The following is a 17,624-nucleotide window of genomic DNA, read 5'->3' on the forward strand; positions in this document are numbered from 1 at the left end:
GGAGGATGTCCCCGCGGCCTCAACGTCCTCAGCCCTTTCCTCCGAGATGGGCCGAGACTGCGCTCTGGATCCGGCGCAGGAGTTCCTCGCGAGTGCACGCGCCCTTCTGCAAGTAGCCGAGCACGTCGCCGTTGAGCCGCCTTCGATCGTCTTCGGTCAGGTCTTTGGCCGTCAGCACCAGGATCGGGATCTCATTCCACTCATCATGCCGACGCAGTTCTTCCGTGAAGGAGAACCCGTCCATCTCGGGCATCATGAGGTCGAGGAGGATCAGGTGAGGGCGACGCTCGCGGAGCCGGTCCAGGGCGACCCGGCCGTTCTCCGCCTCGGTCACTGTCCACCCATTTTTCTCTAGCAACTCGCGTACCATCTGCCTGGAGAGCAGGTCGTCCTCGACCAGCAGGGCCGAACATTCGCCCAGGCAGAGGTTGCGATACCGTTTCAAGATGCCCGAGAGTCGCTCGCGGTCGATCGGCTTCGTGAGGTAGTCGGACGCCCCGAGGGTGTACCCCAGGTTCTTGTCGTCGACCATGGTGACGATGACAACAGGGATCTCGGCCAGCTCGGGGTCGGATTTCAGGGCGGAGAGGACGGCCCAGCCGTCCGTGCCCGGCATCATCACGTCGAGGGTGATGGCGTCCGGCCGCATCTCCTTCGCCAGCCTGAGTCCTTCTTCGCCGCCGCTGGCGCAGATCACCTGGAATCCTTCCTTCGTCAGGGTACGCCTCAGGAGGTCGTGGACCGTCAGGTCGTCGTCGATGATGAGGACCAGGCTGCCCGGCGCCACATCGAGGCCGGCCGTCGAATCCGACGTCGCCGAAGGGTCCGGCCCGGGGGTCCGGTCGGCGATGCGGGCGGGGAGCCGGACGGTGAACGTGGAGCCCCGGCCGAGCTCGCTCCGGACCGAGACGTCGCCCCCCATCAATTGGCAGAACCTGCGGGTGATCGTCAGGCCGAGCCCCGTCCCGCCGTACTTCCGGGTCGTGGACGCGTCGGCCTGGGTGAACGGCTTGAACAGTTTGGTCAACTGCTCCGGGCTCATCCCGATGCCTTGGTCGGTCACCTCGAAGACCAGCCAGTCCTCCCCTTCAAACAGCTCGCGGGCCACCCGGAATGCGATCGTCCCTTGGTCCGTGAATTTAATCGCGTTGCTCAGCAGGTTCAGGAGCACCTGACGGACCTTCGTGAGGTCGGCGTGCATCGTGCCGAGGCCCTCGTCGCAGTCGACGTGCAGGACGTCGCCGTTCTGCTCGGCGAGCGGCGTGACCGTGCCGGCGACGGCCCGGGCCATCCCCGCGACGTCGAACGTCTCGAGGTAGAGGTCCATCTTGCCCGCCTCGATCTTCGAGAGGTCGAGGAGGTCGTTGATCAGCCCGAGGAGGTGCTTGCCGGCCCCCTGGATCTTCTTCAGGTCGGCGACTTCCGACTCTCGACCTTCCTCTTCGGCTTCTTCCTGGATCATCTCGCTGTAGCCGATGATGGCGTTCAAGGGAGTGCGCAGTTCGTGGCTCATGTTGGCGAGGAACGTGCTCTTCGCCAGGTTCGCCGCCTCGGCCGAATCCTTGGCACGCTCAAGCTCTTCTTCGTTCCGGCGCTGCTCGGTCACGTCGGTGTTGCTGCCGAACCAGCGGAGCACCCAGCCGTGCTCGTCCTTGATCGGCACAGCCCTCGAGAGATGCCAGCGCATCTCGCCGTCGCTCCTGCGGAGCGGGAAGGTCTGCTCCCAGGGTTCGCCGGACGCGATGCACGCCTTGAACGAGTCGAGCACGCGTGGCAGGTACTCAGGTTCGAGCACGGACTGCCAGCCCCGGCCCTCCATCTGTTCGAAGGTGGTGCCGGTGTAATCATACCAACGCTTGTTGTACCAGAAGATGTGTCCGTCGGGTCGGGCCATCCAGGTCAGTTGCGGGATCGAGTCGGCCATGACCCGGAACCGTTCCTCGCTCTCGCGCTTCGCTTCCTCGGCTTTCCTCCGGCGGGTGATGTCGGTGAAGGTGACGACGGCCCCGATCGTCTCGCCGTCGCGGCGGATCGGCCGAGAGTGGTACTCGACCGGGAAGCTCGCCCCGTCCCGACGCCAGAAGACCTCGTCGTCGGCGTGAGTGCCGACCCCGGCGCGGAGCGCGCGGTAGATCCGGCAGCCCGCCTCGGGGTTGGGAGAGCCGTCGGGCTTGCTGTGGTGGAATTGCGCGTGGAAGTTCTCGCCGAGGACGTCGTCGGTGTCCTCGAGGCCGAGCATCTGCATCCCTGCCGGGTTGACGAAGGTGACCTTGCCGTCGAGATCCAGGCCGAAGATCCCCTCGCCGGACGAATCGAGGAGCAGGCGAATCCGCTCGGCGCCGGCGCGGATCGCCGCTTCGGAGGTCTTGCGCACGATGCCGACGGCGATGCCGTCGGCCACGGTGCCCATGGCCTGGAAGGCGGCCTGAGAGAGCGGGTGGCGGGCGAACATCGCCATCACGCCCACGAGCCGCCCGTCGACCGAGAGGGGATAGCCCGCGAAGGCGACCATCCCCTCGCGACGGGCCCAGTCCTGGTCGCCCACCTGCGGGTCGCCGAGCACCTCGTTGGTGAGCAGGGGCCGTCGGTCTCGCGCGATCTGCCCGATCTTGTATTGGCCGACCGGGATGCGGCCGTGCGGCCCGTCGGTATGGTTGTACAGCCCCTCGCTCGCCTGGAGCTCCAATACGGACCCGTCCTCGGAGAGGGTCCAGATCCGGGCGAAGGCGCCGTCGAGGTGGCCGACCAGGGCCTCGCAGCAACGCCGGAGGATGTCGGGCAGACTGTCCCCCTGGTTCAGGGCCGTCCCGATGTCGGCGGCGAGGTTCGCCAGGCGTTGCCGCTCGTTGGCCGCGGCCTCTTCTCGCTTCCGCGAGGTGATGTCCCGGATATAGGCCGTGAACATCGGCGGCCCGTCCAGGGCGATCGGGGTGATCGCCATCTCTGTGGGGAACTCCGAGCCCTCGGCCCGCAGGGCGGGGAGCTCGATCCGGCGACCCAGGACCGGGCCTTTCCCCGTCTCGACGAAGCGCCTCAGTCCCTCGCGATGCTGTTCGCGGAAGGACGGCGGGATGATCAAGGTCGCCATCGCCTTGCCGACCGCGACAGCACGCGGATAGCCGAACATCTGCTCGGCCGCCGGGTTGAACTCGACGATATCCCCCTCGTGATCCATGGTGATGATCGCGTCGAGCGCCGACTCGAGGATGGCGGCCTTGCGTGCCTCCGAGCGTTGCACGGCCAGGCCCGCCCGTTTCCGCTCGGCGTTGTCGCGGCGGACCAGATAGAAGGTCGCACCGAGCAGCCCGAGCGCCAGGGCCGTGGCGAGGATGAGGGTGCCGATCGTCCATCGGATGCTCTTCTCCGCATCGGCGGTTCGGCGTTCGAGGAGCCGCATCTCCCGGCCCCTGAACTCGTCCGCTTGTCGCTCGACCTCGTCCATGAGGTGCTTGCCCTGGCCCACTTCGATCGACTGCTGGGCTGCGTCGAAACCTCGCTCGCGCCGCAGGGAGACATTCGACCGGAGGGCATCGAGCCGTTCCCCGACCGCCCGGCCGAGTCGATTGATCGCAGCGCCTTGCTCGGGGTTGTCCGCGACCTTGAATCCCAGGTTCGCGATGTCCCTCTCGATCACCACGGCGTACTGGTCGAACCGATTCAAGTATCCCTCTCGGCCCGTGATGACATAGCCCCTCTGGCCCGACTCGGCCGCGCGGAGCGTCGAGACGAGGCCGTCGAGCTCGGCGAGGACCTCGCGGGTATGCAGGACCCACCGGCCTGTGGTGACGATCGCCGAGACGTTCCAGGTCGAGACCAAGGCATTGACGATCAGGACGACCAGGGCTATCCCGAACCCGACCGTCAATCTGCGTTCCGCGGCGTCGCTCATCCCTCGCGTCCTCGCTTGTTCTGCGCCCGAGACTCGCCCCAATCGTGGCGCGGTGCCCCGGGGTCGGCCGTCATCTCGAGCGCCAGGATCGAGATATCGTCCCGGACGCCGGCCGTGTCACACCATCGTTCGACGTCGGTCCGGAGGACAGCGACAGCCTCCGCCAGCGGCAAGGCGCGGTCGCGCTCGGTGGCCGAGAGCAGTCGTCCTGGACCGTACTGCTCCCCACCCACTCGCATCGCCTCGGGGACCCCGTCGGAGTAGAGGAAGAGGCGGTCCCCCGGCCCGAGTTGGACCGTCAACTCCTTGTAGACCCCCTCCGCCAGCCCGACGGGAAAGCCTCGCCCTTCGAGGAACCGAGGGCCGCCGGTCGCCGGCGCGAGGGCAGGGGCCGGGTGCCCCGCCAGGACGTATCGGAACGCGCCGGTCTCGACGTCGAGGATGCCGTAGGCGAGCGTGAAGTATTGCTCGGTCGACACGTCGAAGGGGAAGAGGAGGTTGAGCCGGTCGGCGACTTCCGCCGGGCCGACCGGCCCGTCGTCGTCGTCGTCGCCGACGAGGATCGAGGCCGGGTCCCCCGGCGGTGCGAGGAGGCGGGTGATGCTCACCGACAAAAGCGCCGAGGCCACGCCGTGCCCGCTGACGTCGAGCACGTACATACCCACGTGCCTCTCGTCGAGCGCGATGACGCCCAGGCCGTCGCCCGCCAATTCGTCGCAGGGGCGGAAGTCCCACGCGAAGGAGACGCCGGGGAGGCGGGGGATCGCATGCGGCAGGAGGGCCGCCTGGACCCTGGCCGCGGCCCTCAGGTCGTTCGACATCCGCCCGTTGACCGCCTCGAGGGCCCGGTTGCGCTCGGCCAGGTCACGTTCCAACTCCTTGATCTGCTCGACCGCCCGCTTGAGTGACAATTGGGTCTCGATTCGCGCGAGGACTACGGGGAAGTCGAGGGGCTTGGTCACGTAGTCGTTCGCCCCGAGCCCGAGCGCCTCGACGACGTCCTCGCTCCGGTCCTTGGCGGTCGCCATGATCACGGGCAGGTCTGTCGCCGAGTGGGTCACGCGGACGATCTGGAGGACGCCCAGGCCGTCGATGCCTGGCATCATGACGTCGAGCAGCACGACGTCGAACGCCCGGTCGCCGACCATGTTGAGGGCCTCCTGGCCGTCGGCGGCGACCGTGACCTCGAACCCCTTCTTGCGGAGGCGCCTCGAGAGCATGTCGCGGTTCAACTCGTCGTCATCGACGACGAGTAGCGAGCCGGGTCCTTCGCTCATCGGGCGACCTTCTCAGTCTTTCCGCGGTTGGTCGCCTTGACCGGCAACTCGGGTTGCGAATCCGAGCCTGCGGGGGCCGGCTCGATCTCCGCGAGGAGCCGGTCACGGGCGTCGGCGAGCGTGAGGGCCACGGACGACGCCCCCACGTTGACCAGCCGCTCGGCCGCCGCGGCCCCTCCCCCCGTCTCGCCCCATCGGCCGACGAGGAGCGGCAGCCGCTCGAACTGGGCCCGTAGCCGCCGGACGAGGTAACGCGCCTGGGTCAGGCCCTCCGGGGGCAGGTGCGAGAGGACCACGAGCTTCGGCGAATGCTCCTCGATCCAGGTCGCGACCTCGAGCGGCGAATCGACCTCGGTCAAGACCTGCAGGTCGCACCGACTCGGCCCGACGAGCTGGGCGAGCATCTTCAGGACGAGGGCGTCGGAGGTGTCTTCGACCGCGATCCCGAGCACCGTCGCGGGCGGCCTGGCGGGGCTTGTCGCCGGAGAGCTTGTCGAGGTCTCGCCGATCGGGACCGGATTGGAGAGGCTGATCTCGGCGACCCCGTCGAGGCTCTCGATGACCTCTTCCACGACCCGCCAGACGAACGCCTGCTCCTGTTCCCCGAGCTCGTCGCGGGCCGCGTCTCGCTCGGCCCGAGAGAGCGCCGGGATGATCACCTGGTCGTAGACCTCGACCCGTGGTTTCTGCTTGAGCGCCTCCTCGATCAAGGCGATCGCGCCATCACGATCGAGCGCCACGAGTCGCTGGTAGAACCGGACGTCCGGGTCGAGCTCCACCTCTTCGCCCAGGAGCGTCGCGAAGAACTGGAGGCTCGGCACATATTTTCCCAGCACCGCCAGGCAGACCGTCAGCGGCGTCGAGAGGAGCAGCCCGAGGGTCCCCCAGAGCCAGGTCCAGAACATCGCGGCGACGAGCAGGCCGAGGGCCGAGACGCCGGTCGTCTTCCCGTAGATCACCGGTTCGAGGTAGCTGTTCAGGGCCACTTCAACCACGGCGAAGAGCCCGATGACCTCCAAGGGCTGGGCCCAGCCGGGGAAGTGGGCGAACGAGAAGACCAGGGGGAGGACGAAGGCCACCGCCGGCCCCACGTACGGGATGAACCGCATCATGCCCGCGAGGCAGCCCCAGAGCACCGCGTACGGCACCCCGATGACCGCGAGGCCCACGCCGATCACAAGGCCGAAGCCCGAGTTCACCAGCGTGAACGTCGCGAGATACCGGGTGATCCGGCGCCCGATCTCCTCCATCGTCCGGGTCGTCAGGCTGACTTGCTGATGGCCGAACAGGTGGGTGATCCGGTCGCCGAGGTCCTCGCGCCCCATGAGGATGAAAAGGACCAGGACGATCACGAAACTGCCCACGCCCATGAACTCGAGGTATGGCCCGGTCGCGGTCCGGAGCCGTTCCTGGAACGACGGCGAGGAGACGACCTCGACCTTCTGGATCGGGTCCACCTCGCCCTCCTCGGTCGGGAGGGGCTTGTCGATCTTCGCCGACACCCGGTCGGCCAGCCCCGACAGGCGGTCGATCGCCGACTGCTGGCCCGGCCGGAACACCCCCTTGAGCTTCGCCTCGATGTTCTCCTGGTAGTCCGGCAGCCGGTTCGCCAGGGCCGTCAACTGCTGTCCCACCACATACCCGACCCCGCCGAGCGCCCCGAGGCTCAAGACTCCCGTCAGGACGACCGCGGCCGGCCTGGGGACCTTGCGGTTCTCCAGGAATCGCACCCCCGGCGCGACCGCGAAGCTCAGGAGCACCGAGAGCGCGAGCGGCTTCAACACTTCGCCCGCGAAGTACATGAAGGCGATGATCGCGAAGATGATCATCGTCAGCTTGAACGGGTCGGAGAGCACAGAGGCTTTGGAGGGCGAAGCCATGGCTGTACCTGCAGGCTGGGGGCGTGTGGGGTGGAGGATGTCGTCGGTGCTTGGCGGAGGAGTTGCAATAATGGTGCCGATCTTGACGTCCCGCCCCCGAACCCGTCCCGACGCCTCACCGCCTGCCCTGCCATCCCGGAGCCCTTCTACGGAAGGTCCTCGACCTTTCGGCGTGCGCCCCGAAGGATTCCCGCCCGGCCTCCCCGCACCTGGGAGGTCGAGGTCACCCTCGCGAGGCGCACGCCTCGGGGCCGATCAAAGCTCCTTCTCCGCGGCCTGGAACCGCCTGGCCTGGCTCGCCACGTACGCCCACCCCGCCCAGCCGCCAGCCACCCCGCACAGGATCAGCCCGGGGATGTCGCTCTTGTAGATATGCTCCAGCCCCATCGCGAGCCGGGCCAGCCAGACGATCGCGAAGGTCCACATGAAGACCCCGAGAACCATCATGAACTTGAACATCTTCATAGCCCAGTCTCCCCTTTCGCATGAGGCCGGCTCCCGGCCTCTCCCGAGAGTCATCAGCCTCCGGCGTCGGATCGGACAAAATAAAATCCTCCGACGATCGGCCGTCGGTGCGCGCGACAAGTTGTCTTGTCGCCGGGTGGGGAATCGGGCGCGGTGAGTACCCGGGCCTGGTACCATCTCTTGCCGTCCGTCGTCCTAGACATCTGCCGAGGAGCACTCCCATGCCCGACGATCCGCTTGTGTTACCTCCTTTTCCCCTTCTCACCTGGAACGACGGGTTCTGGACAGGAACGGATCGCCTCCCTTCATGGTCCGGCTTCCAATCGAGAGGTGGTCTTTACGCATCAAAGAACGGCGATGGAGCCTCGGGCGGGACTGTGCAGTTGAGCGTGAATATGGGTGTCGAAGACGGACCGGTGCCCCCCGCGGAAGTTCAGGCATCCGCTTACCGCTTCCTCAAGGAGAACGAATCCGCCGTCGCGGCCGTCGTGCTCAAAGCCATCTTCGAGAAGTACCCCGAAATCCGGGAAACCTACGGCGACTCTTGCGAGGATGGCGAGCTGCCGGACATCGAATCGCCGGAGGATCTCAAGAAGCTCATCGGTCTCGGAATCATCCATGTCCTGCCGGTGGCGAAGGATGGCATCGCCTATCTCGGGTTCGAGATGGGATGCACATGGGATGGCGAGCACGGCCTGGGGGTCATGCTGCACAAAGACCGGACGGTTGACGTCGGTGGCGCCGACACGTCATTCCTCGAATGGATTGCGGAGGCGGATGGCGGGGAATTTATCTGGGATGAATCCTGAGGGCTTCGTGCTGGCGCCGCGTGGCCTCCGGATCGTCTCACCGGGACCTGCATCGGGCTAGAATTGGCCACGGATGGGACACAGACAAGAAAAGGCGGATCTATCCACAGATGACGCAGATTGGCACAGATGGATTTTAGGTGTTTATGGTTGAAGTTGTGTCGATCTGCGTCGTTTGCGGATCGCCTTCAGTCTCATTTTGTTAGCCCGATGTCGGGTTGTTGCGAAATAATGCGAGTCATTGACCGAACCCATTCCGGACAGGGCTTATCTCTGTTCGACGACCAAGCCGAGGTCCGTCGAGAGGGGTGACATTTCGAACGGACTCCCTGGCCCGCTGGAATCATCGAGGGTTTTCCCAATGGTCTCTCGCTGTCTCCTGCTCGTGTGGTGTCTCTGCACTCCGCTCGTCGCCCAGGACAGGGTCGATGAGAGTTGGGTGGTGAAGACCGACCTCTGGGGAAACCCCCTCTACCAGATACTCACGCTCCACCGCGACGGAGGCCAGCTTACCGGCGAGATTGGCGGCGATTCGCTCGAAGGGCATCTCGACGGCGACGTTATCGAGTTCGTCTCGATGAATGCGGGGATGTTGAAGTCCGAATATCGTGGGAAGCGAGACGGCTCGCTCTCGGGCACGGTGGTCGCGCCGGACCCGAATCATCCCGACGTCCGTGTCACGCACACGTTTACCGCCCGAATGATCCCGCTACGCCCCGACGGGCCGCCGCGTCGGCACGAATTCAAGCCGACGGATTACTCCAACGAGTTCACCCCGCATCGCTTGCCCATCCTGACGATCTGGCCCGGCGACGCGGTGCATACGACGACCGTGGATTCCGGGGGTGTGGATGAGAAGGGTGTCACACGCGCGCTCTTCGGCAATCCCCAGACCGGCCCCTTCTTCGTCGGGGGGGCCAGGCCGAGCGACACCCTCGCCGTCCGGATCGTGCGCCTTCGCCTGAATCGCGACTACGCCGACAGCCTCGACGACATCGTCGGCCGCGCCCAGGGGAACAGCCTCGCCGCGAAGGCCAAGGGCCTGGGAAGGCCCGTCCGCTGGAAGCTCGACCGCGATCGCGGCCTCGCCAGCCCGGAGAATGCCTCGGGCCGTCTGAAGGGCTTCACCGTGCCGGTGCGGCCGATGCTCGGCGGCCTGGCCGTGGCTCCAGGTTTCGGGTCCGCGCCAATCTCGACGGGTGATACCGGCCGCTTCGGCGGCAACATGGATTTCAACGAGGTCGTCGAGGGGAACACTGTGTATCTCCCGGTGTCACAGCCGGGGGCCTTGCTCTACCTGGGAGACGCCCACGCGTTGCAAGGGGACGGCGAGACCTCGCAATTCGCCCTCGAGACCTCGATGGACGTCGAATTCTCCGTGGACCTTCGGCGCGGGCGGCCGATCGCGACGCCCCGGGTGGAGTCGCCAACCCACATCATGGCCCTCGGCCAGGGCGGGTCGCTCGACGACGCCTTGCGCCAGGCGACTGGCGGCCTCACCCAATGGCTGGAGCAGGACTACGGACTCACCCTCGCGGAAAGCGCCCAGGTGCTCGGCAGCTCGGTCCAGTACGTCGTCGTCAACCTCGCCGGCCGTAACGTCGGCCTCGCGGCCAAGCTGGAGAAGGCCCGGCTCGCCACCCTCTCTCGGGACGAGAAGTAGGCGAGCGGAGTCGGTGTCGAGGAGATGCTGCGGTCCGCTCGTCCACCACGATTCCGGCCCTTAGCGTTTGAGATCGTGGATGGGGCAACCGATCGCTTCGACGCGGGAGACGGCGACCGGATGGTTGGCGAGGACCGCGTCGATCGCGTCGCGTAGGTCGTGCCGGCTCGGTTCGGGGCGCTGGCGGCCGAGTTTGCCGAAGCGGTCGTCGATGCGTCCGCTGTAGGCGACGGTCCCATCGGGCGTGATGACCGCGGCTTCGGGAGTGACGGCCACCTTGGTCCGGGCGACCAGGGTGTGTTCGGGGTCGAGGAGGACCGGCAGGTCGAGGCCGTATTCCCGAGCGTGTTCCCGCGCCTGGGAGGGCGTCGTGTCGGGGTCGGTGTGGACGAGGTAGAAGGAGATGGACTTCGACGCGTAATCGCGGGCAAGGCGCGCGATCTCCGGGGCGTATTGGTTGGCGACCGGGCAGTCGCGGGTGACGAAGAGGAGGACGTTGGCCTTCGTCCCCTCCGAGGGGTGGAGGGGTTGTCGGAGCTGGCCGTCGAGGTCGGTCATCGGCGGGTCGGAGGCCGGGCGGCCCGATCGGAATGGCCGGAGTCTGAGTTTGGGCCGAAAGGGGCTCCCCGAGGCATCCGGCGTCGGACGGCCTGCGGCGCGGAAGGCTTCGACCTCGCTCCGCTCGAGGGCGCCATTGCCGTTGGTGTCGACACGTCCCATGAAGGCTTGCAAACGCTCGGGGATCTCGTCCCCTTCGAGCTTGCCGTTCTTGTCGACGTCGAGCAGGTCGAAGATCGCCAGGAGTCGTTCCGGCCCGAGGTTTCGCAGGCCGTTGCCGAGGCCTCCGACGTTCCCTCTTCCACCCCCGAGGCGGCCGACCATGTCGCCTCCTCCGAAGATCGCGGGCCCTTTGTAGGAGGCGAGGTCGGCTTCATTGACGGCGATAAAGGCGAGCCCGATCGACCCCATCTCGTCGGTGGATCCTTCGCCCCAGCGGACGTGCTTCGGCGGATTCGAGGGGTTGCGGGGGTTGTCGGCCGAGTTGTCATAGACGATCGTGCTTCGGACGACCGTCCCCTTGGGCAGCCGAACCGGCGTGGCGTAGTTGTAGCGGCCCTGCCAGTTGAAGTCCCAGTCGTCGATGGCGAAGAGCTTCTGCTCCTCGCCGTTCGGCAACTCGGCGACCGCCTTCATCGTCCTGCAGAGGTAGTGGGCATGGCCCCCCATCGAGACGACGTCGACGTCGAACGGGACGGTCCACTCGTCCTGGATCGTGAAATCCTTCTCGCCCGGCTTGATCCCGGGGGAACGGAGCTTGGTCCCGAGACCGAACGCCATCGGCACCTGGGTGCCGAGGAGCCGCTTCTGGGGTGGGTTCTTCGCGAAGTGGAGCCCGAAGCTGGTCTGCTCCCGCTCGGCCTTGCCCGAAGGGTGGAAGTGCATCTGGACGACGAGATCCGAGCCCTTGGGGAGCGAATAGGCGAGGTCCATGGGCAGGTGCCTCGGCGTGGCCCCCACCGCCCAGCCGCCGAGCGTCCCCGTGCGGGGGAAGCCCATGCGGCCGAACCCCGGCCCGGGGTCCGCCGCGTCGAGCTTGCGTGCCGCGCCCGTGCCGTCGAGGAAGTAGAGGGCATGGTGGACGACGGAGCGGGCGGTCGGGCGAATCTCGACGGCGGTCACCCACTGGTCCTTGTCCAGCGCGAGCGGCAGGACGAACATCCGGTAGATGTCCGGCCCGTCGGCGGGGACGTCGAACTCCTCGGGGAGCGTCACGACCATGTCTGGCTTCCCGAGCGACCAGCCCCCCTCGGCGAATTTGGGCAGGGCCGGTAGCTTCTCGGCAGGCCCTTCCGCCATCCCCGATTCGACCCAGCGGTCGAGCAACGAAATCTGCTCCGCAGACAGTCGGCGCTCGTCCTGGAAGTGCCCCCAACCCTTGGCGGGGGGCCAGGGGGGCATGAACCCCTCGTCGACGACGTTCCGGATGAGCTCGCCACGCTTCTTGACATCTCGATAGCTCAGCAGCGAAAACGGGGTGCCCTCGCCCGGGCGGTGGCACGAGGCGCAGTTCTGGAAAACGATCGGCGCGACGTGCTCCGTGAAGGTAACCGGGGCCGGTGCCTCGGCACGAGTCTCGTTGGCGGTCGACACGATCAAGGCCATGAGGAGGCCGATCGGCGGCAATCCGTTCGCGAGCCGACGGAGATTGGGTCGATCGAAAGAGGACGATGACTTGGGGGCTCGGTCGCTCATATTATTCGCCTTTGAGGAGGAGAGAACCGAAGAATCGCACGAGCTCATGACGGCGGCGGAGCCGACGGTCGGGGCCGAGGATCGTGGCCTTGGCGTCGAGGTGGGACGCCATCCGATACGCCGAGTCGGGCTCGTCTTCGTCGCGGTCGAAGGTGAACGAGACTTCCGCCAACGGCCTCCCCTGACGGACTCGGGAGAGGACGACGTGGCGCACAACTTTGGAACGCTCGTCGATATCGACGGTGATGGATCGAAGGCGAGGGCGGGGGTGGTCGGGCCGGGGCGTGCCTCGAATTCGGGTCACCCCCGGGGGCACCCCGGCGCCTTCGCGTTCGACCTTCGCGTCGAAGTCGGTCGCGAGCAGGTCGAGGACCGTGTCGAGGTCCAGGCTGAAGACGTCGAGCGCGGTCTCGAGCGGCTCGGGGACTTCCTCCGGGTCGAACTCGAGGCCGACGTCGGGTGTGGGGGCGATCCAAACACGTCGATGTTCGTCGCGGCCCAGCACCCAGGTCCTGGACCCTCCTCGGATGTCGATCCGGAAGCGGTCGGAACGGGTCCAGATCCGATGGTCGAACGACGCCAGGGCCGCGAGGAAGGGTGCCTCTTCGGCCATGCCGGGGGCCAGGACGATCTCCATCCGATAGGACCGGTCTTTCCGAGACTCGAGGGCGCCCCGGGCTTCTCGGACGAGCTTGACCGCATCCGCATAGGCCGAGGCTTGCCGGAAGTTCCAGGCGAAGCCGATGAGGAGGAAGACGGCCGCGGTCCCGGCCATCCACCGCAGGGTGGCAAGGGCCCCGTGCGAGGCGAGGCGATGACCGGTCCGTCGCGAGCGGGGCTCGGGCTGGGCGGAGCGTTTCGCCTGCACCCCTTCCAGGATGCGCTGCGGGTCGACGGTGGCTTCCTGGTCGCGGAGGTAGTCGCGGACCAGGACCTCGACGTCGTGGGGGCGTCTCGGGGTGTTCGGGTTCATGCCTCGGGACCTCCCCGGTAGGGGGCCAGGTGCGCTTCCATCGCCGTACGAGCCCGGTGGATCAAGACGCCGGCGTTGCTCGGGCTGACCCGGAGGATCTCCGCGACGTCTTGCAGCGAGTGCCCCTGGCTCTTCAATTCGAGGGCCGCCCTCTGCCGCAGGGGGAGCTTCGCCAATCCCGAGGCGATCGCCTCGGCGAGCTCTCGGTCCAACAAATTCTTGCCAGGAGCCTGGACCGAGCGATCCTCGACGTCGGTTTCTCGCCCGTCCTTCCGGAAGAGGGAAAAGACCGAGCGTCGTCGTGTTTTCAGGTTGATGCATGCGTTGCTGACCGCCGTCAGCAAGAGCTTGAGACCGTCGACGGGCAAGTCGTAGACGCTCGCCTTCGCCAGCAGCCGGCAGTAGCAGTCCTGGACTACGTCTTCCGCTTTCTCACGGTCGCGGAGTAACGAGGTGGCGTACGCGACGGCCCTCGGCGCCGTGGCAAGGACCCACGACGACAGGTCCGCCTCGCTTCGCGAACCTTCCGGCTCGACGTCGCTCAGTCTCGGGTAGCTCGGGACGCTCACCGTCATCTGCCTCGAAGGATACGGCATGTCGCCTCGGATCGACTCCCGAGGCCAGAGTGGCGAAGGGCTCACGGCTTCAGCGAGCCGAGGTCGGAGACGATGGCTTTGACGTCGCCCGCGATCGTTCGGACATCGGCTTTGCTGAGCCCGCTTGCGTCGATCACGACGAGGAGATCGGAGGCCGTTTGCTGGGCCAACGCCAAGGGAATGTTCGCGCTGACGAGGACGTTTGTCACGTCTTTCTTGAGGATCAGGGCTTCCGCGGGCGTGATTGATCCTTGTGCGACGACGATGCCGATCTCGGTCCGGAGCGCATCCACCGCCGCCGGATCCGGCTTCGTGGCGACCTTGGCGATGGCGGTCAGATCCGTCGCCAAGGCCCGGACCTCGGCCGGCGTGACCGTCGAACCCGCATGAACGTCGGCAACGTCCGACACCAGTTTCTGGACGTCTTGCGAGAGCGTCGACAAAAGCTGACGCCCTTCAAGCCCCTCGCATCCGGGGGCGAACGCGCCTCGAGGCCGGGGCCTCGCGGGCTCGCGATGGGCCAGGCCTGCGGTTTCGAGCGTCCTTGACGCAAACATGGAAGACTCCCTCAGCCCGGGCTCGTTCCACCGTTGGAGCACCCAACGTCCTGGAACATTCGCGGGCTTGATGGGAGAACACACGACGTCCCGGATTCTTACAGACGAAATCCCGGTCGGTCCCGAACCTCCGGCTTTTTCTTCAACGACCCAGCGTCGGGCTAAGACCAGCCACGGATGGAACACGGAAAGAAAAGAGGGATTCATCCGCAGCTGACGCGGATCGACACAGATAAAACAGCAAGGTTTTCGATTTTATCTGTGTCGATCCGCGTCAGCTGCGGATCGTCCTCGCCCTCTTTTCTTAGGCGGCATGCCTCGACTTCAAGGCTGGCCTTCCGGTCTCGCGCCGAGTTTCTGGTCGCCCAGGTCACGAGTCTCGCCGGGTTTCATCGGGGAGACCTTGATGACGCGGGGGCGGATGCCCGGGCGGTTTCCTCCGACGACGAGTCGGTAGGGGAGGCCCGGGGCGATGCCCTCGACCTGGAATCGGCCGTCGGACCCCGTGAGGATGCGTTCGGGACGGTGTTCGATCTCGCCTCCACCTTTCCTCGGTTTGCCCACGACGCCGGTTTCGACGACGACGTCGGCACGCGGGGCGTTCTCCTCGTCGAGGACCCGGCCGGAGACGACGCCCCAGGGGGCGAGAGTGACATGAACGGGGCTGGCCTCGTCGCTGGCGATGTCGCGCCAGCCGGCGAGCTTGCGGCCTTCGTGTTGGAAGACGAGAGTGCGCTCGGGTCGGGGAGCGGGCGGGGAGCCTTCGGCACCGGGGAGGACGGCCTTGGTCACAGGAACGCCATCTTCGGAGGTCTTCCTCTGGGCCAGGACCTTGAATGCGGCCCCTTCCAGCGGTTCCTGATCCCAGCCGCCAAGGCTGTGCAACCCATAGACGAACGCGCCGGCGAGTGGTTTGCCATCCGGGTCGAGAACCTCTCCGGAGACAAGCCGTCCGGCGTCGAGCTTAAACTCGATGGGAGCGGGAGACCGGCCGTCGGCGAGGTCGACCTTGAGTACGGCCTGGGCGAGGGATAGGACGTTGGGGATGTACTCTGCGCCGATCGGTTTGTCGGCGGGCGCGACGTCAGGATATTCGTGGTGCATCGCCTCGACCTCGATGATCCCTCGACCCGGCAAGGCGGGGCAGCGGAATCGGCCGTCGGGGGCGGTCTCGGCCTGGAATTCGTAGCAATGGGGTGGGAGATTCGCGAATCCAGGGGAGCCGGCGAGGTGGGGATTGTCGGCCCTGGCATGGTAGCTGACCGAGGCTTGCACGCCTTTTCCCGTGGCCGCGTCGACGACGTGGCCTTCGACGACGACTCCTCGCGTCATCGCGATGTCACAGACGACCGGCCCGAGGCCGGGAGGGTCGGTGACCTTGAGCCGGACGGGCAAGTAGGGCGTCCCCTCGGGGCCGATCGCCGCGATCTCGTTCGCGGGGCCGCGCGGCATGCCCAAGAGCGTGTATCGGCCTTCGGCGTCGGTGGTCACGGTGAGCAACGTGTTGTTGCCGATCCGATCGTCCGAAAACTGGAAGGTCTGCACCCGGAACCCGGCCAGGGGGACCCCCGACTTGCTGTCGCGCACCACCCCCGTGATCGGTCTGCCGGGCGAGACCACGAGTTGCGGCCGGGAGCCGTACACCGGGAATGATGCCTCAGAGGGCGCCTGCGGGTCGAGGGGGAACGTCAGCGGACCCGACTCGCGAGTCATGACGCGCACCACGGCGAGGCGGGTCGCCGTCCCCTGGATGCGGAGCTCGGCGAGCCGCTCGCGGCCCAGGCCCGCCAGGCGGAAACGGCCCTGGGCGTCGGTCGTCGTCGGGGCGATCGGTCCTTGCCCGGGGTTGGGCACGAATAACCCATTTTTTAGATATTTGTACATGACACTGTAGGCGTCCTCCTCTCCGGCCTTGCTGGCCGCCAGCCAACGGTCCAGATTACCTTCCACCGGCGCCAGTACCCCCATGACAGAGACCTTGGCCCCAGCGAGGGGTCGGCCTTCGAGATCGAGTACCCGGCCCTCCACCGGCAAGTCCTCGGCCAGCTTCAGTTCGATCTCGCGCCCTGTCGTCACCTCCGACGGCTTGGGGACGGTGAAGCCGTATCCCTCGGCAACAGCCACGACCTGAAGACTCGCCCGACGGGCCGGCTCGATGAGCTTGAATTCCTGGGCGGGGATCTCGAACGCGAACCGGCCGTCGAGGCCGGTCTTCGTCCTCGGGGGGTAGGATGCCGAAGGATCCATCGATGTGAAGACGTAAAGAGCGGCCCCGGCGACCGGCTTCCCCTTCGGGCTGACGACGCGTCCCGCATAGCTTTGCGGCTTCGCGTCTGAGTCCTTCGCGGACGCTCGCGCCGGGGCCGGTTTCGGAGAGCCGTTGACGGAGAGGGGAGGCGGCGGACCATCTCCCGCCGAGGCCGGCGCGAGGTACGCTGCGGTCAAGCCAGCGACGGTGGCGACGGCTCCCAGCGTCGCGGCGAGGCCCTTCCCACGGGCCAATGTCAGCGTCCTCGCGACCCTCGTGGCCAGGGCAACGGCTGCCAGGCCCGAGGCCGGTCGGGAGATCGCCTGGAACGTCGATGCGACCCAGGCCTCGGGCACGGCCGCCGCCGACTCGCCGGCCAGGATGGCGACGAGTGCGGCGGGCGTGAGCGCCAGCCCTCGACGAGTCAGCCGGTCGCGGAGCAGGGCACGGGCCTTGGCCAATCGTCCACGGACGGCGCCGTCGGTCCAGCGGAGCCGGTCCGCGACCTGGCCTCGGGTCATCCCCTCCAAATCACAGAGGACCAGGGGGAGCCGCAGTCGCTCGGGCAGGCGGTCGATCTCGGCGTGGAGCGCCCGACGCAACTCGTCCACGGCCACTGTCGGCACGCCCCGACGAGCGGCCTCCTCGGCGGCCTCTCGCTCGATGTCGCGACGCCTTTGGGCGTCGGCGTTGGCCTGGAGTGCGACACGGTACGCGACCCGATGGAGCCAACCGCCGAGCGAGTCGCCGACCCAGAGCGAGGCGCCTTTGCGGAAGAGGGTCAGGAACGTGGCCTGGAACGCATCCTCGACGTCGTTCGGGTCGCGGAGGACCCCTCGACAGACGGTCAGCACCATCCCGCCATGCCTCGCGACGATCGCCGCGAACGCCGCTTCATCCCGCTCCGCGACGAACCGGGCGAGGAGTTGACTGTCGGCGAGGCCGACTATGGTCCCGTCCCCGAACAGTCGTTGGATGTGCCGCAAGGCCGTCCCCATGGATGCGGTCGTCATC

Annotated in this window: 11 protein-coding genes; 2 read left to right on the top strand and 9 right to left on the bottom strand. The window is 67.0% G+C overall.

All coding sequences use genetic code 11. From position 1 onward, the window contains the following. Positions 1-28: 28 nt before the first annotated feature. From ACYOEI_RS30205 to ACYOEI_RS30220, 4 genes are all read right to left on the bottom strand, one after another. Positions 29-3,889, bottom strand: coding sequence for a PAS domain S-box protein (locus ACYOEI_RS30205; RefSeq protein ID WP_462853387.1), 3,861 nt, complete (start codon positions 3,887-3,889; stop codon positions 29-31). Continuing rightward, on the bottom strand, positions 3,886-5,166 hold the full coding sequence (locus ACYOEI_RS30210; protein WP_462853388.1) for a PP2C family protein-serine/threonine phosphatase: 1,281 nt from the start codon (positions 5,164-5,166) through the stop codon (positions 3,886-3,888). The genes ACYOEI_RS30205 and ACYOEI_RS30210 overlap by 4 nt, the downstream gene beginning before the upstream one ends. Then, positions 5,163-7,046 (bottom strand): AI-2E family transporter, encoded by a 1,884-nt coding sequence (locus ACYOEI_RS30215; RefSeq protein WP_462853389.1) that lies wholly within the window; start codon positions 7,044-7,046, stop codon positions 5,163-5,165. Before ACYOEI_RS30215 ends, ACYOEI_RS30210 begins: the two co-directional genes overlap by 4 nt. Positions 7,047-7,301: 255 nt before the next feature. Beyond that, a complete protein-coding gene (locus ACYOEI_RS30220) occupies positions 7,302-7,511 on the bottom strand; it encodes a hypothetical protein (RefSeq protein WP_462853390.1) in 210 nt (69 codons plus the stop codon). 221 nt (positions 7,512-7,732) lie between these two features. On the opposite strand from ACYOEI_RS30220, the gene ACYOEI_RS30225 reads away from it, so the two are divergent. Further along, a complete protein-coding gene (locus ACYOEI_RS30225) occupies positions 7,733-8,320 on the top strand; it encodes a DUF6985 domain-containing protein (protein WP_462853391.1) in 588 nt (195 codons plus the stop codon). A gap of 361 nt (positions 8,321-8,681) precedes the next feature. Then, positions 8,682-9,983, top strand: a complete 1,302-nt coding sequence (locus ACYOEI_RS30230; RefSeq protein ID WP_462853392.1) for an acetamidase/formamidase family protein — start codon at positions 8,682-8,684, stop codon at positions 9,981-9,983. Between the two features lie 60 nt (positions 9,984-10,043). Here ACYOEI_RS30230 and ACYOEI_RS30235 read toward each other — a convergent pair whose 3' ends face one another. From ACYOEI_RS30235 to ACYOEI_RS30255, 5 genes are all read right to left on the bottom strand, one after another. Next, a complete protein-coding gene (locus ACYOEI_RS30235) occupies positions 10,044-12,146 on the bottom strand; it encodes a redoxin domain-containing protein (RefSeq protein WP_462853393.1) in 2,103 nt (700 codons plus the stop codon). Positions 12,147-12,237: 91 nt separating this feature from the next. Continuing rightward, the gene (locus ACYOEI_RS30240) at positions 12,238-13,209 is read right to left on the bottom strand and encodes a hypothetical protein (RefSeq protein ID WP_462853394.1); all 972 of its coding nucleotides are present in this window, start codon (positions 13,207-13,209) and stop codon (positions 12,238-12,240) included. Further along, on the bottom strand, positions 13,206-13,805 hold the full coding sequence (locus tag ACYOEI_RS30245) for an RNA polymerase sigma factor (protein WP_462853395.1): 600 nt from the start codon (positions 13,803-13,805) through the stop codon (positions 13,206-13,208). The genes ACYOEI_RS30240 and ACYOEI_RS30245 overlap by 4 nt, the downstream gene beginning before the upstream one ends. Before the next feature lie 41 nt (positions 13,806-13,846). Beyond that, positions 13,847-14,362, bottom strand: coding sequence for a hypothetical protein (locus tag ACYOEI_RS30250; protein WP_462853396.1), 516 nt, complete (start codon positions 14,360-14,362; stop codon positions 13,847-13,849). A gap of 324 nt (positions 14,363-14,686) precedes the next feature. Further along, positions 14,687-17,623, bottom strand: coding sequence for a sigma-70 family RNA polymerase sigma factor (locus ACYOEI_RS30255; RefSeq protein ID WP_462853397.1), 2,937 nt, complete (start codon positions 17,621-17,623; stop codon positions 14,687-14,689). Position 17,624 lies beyond the last annotated feature (1 nt).

The sequence above is a fragment of the Singulisphaera rosea genome (assembly GCF_054877945.1).

Excerpts from the sequence above, each read along its gene's own strand:
- ACYOEI_RS30205 (WP_462853387.1), bottom strand. The coding sequence starts at position 3,889 with ATGAGCGACGCCGCGGAACGCAGATTGACGGTCGGGTTCGGGATAGCC.
- ACYOEI_RS30210 (WP_462853388.1), bottom strand. The coding sequence starts at position 5,166 with ATGAGCGAAGGACCCGGCTCGCTACTCGTCGTCGATGACGACGAGTTG.
- ACYOEI_RS30215 (WP_462853389.1), bottom strand. The coding sequence starts at position 7,046 with ATGGCTTCGCCCTCCAAAGCCTCTGTGCTCTCCGACCCGTTCAAGCTG.
- ACYOEI_RS30220 (WP_462853390.1), bottom strand. The coding sequence starts at position 7,511 with ATGAAGATGTTCAAGTTCATGATGGTTCTCGGGGTCTTCATGTGGACC.
- ACYOEI_RS30225 (WP_462853391.1), top strand. The coding sequence starts at position 7,733 with ATGCCCGACGATCCGCTTGTGTTACCTCCTTTTCCCCTTCTCACCTGG.
- ACYOEI_RS30230 (WP_462853392.1), top strand. The coding sequence starts at position 8,682 with ATGGTCTCTCGCTGTCTCCTGCTCGTGTGGTGTCTCTGCACTCCGCTC.
- ACYOEI_RS30235 (WP_462853393.1), bottom strand. The coding sequence starts at position 12,146 with ATGGCCTTGATCGTGTCGACCGCCAACGAGACTCGTGCCGAGGCACCG.
- ACYOEI_RS30240 (WP_462853394.1), bottom strand. The coding sequence starts at position 13,209 with ATGAACCCGAACACCCCGAGACGCCCCCACGACGTCGAGGTCCTGGTC.
- ACYOEI_RS30245 (WP_462853395.1), bottom strand. The coding sequence starts at position 13,805 with ATGCCGTATCCTTCGAGGCAGATGACGGTGAGCGTCCCGAGCTACCCG.
- ACYOEI_RS30250 (WP_462853396.1), bottom strand. The coding sequence starts at position 14,362 with ATGTTTGCGTCAAGGACGCTCGAAACCGCAGGCCTGGCCCATCGCGAG.
- ACYOEI_RS30255 (WP_462853397.1), bottom strand. The coding sequence starts at position 17,623 with ATGACGACCGCATCCATGGGGACGGCCTTGCGGCACATCCAACGACTG.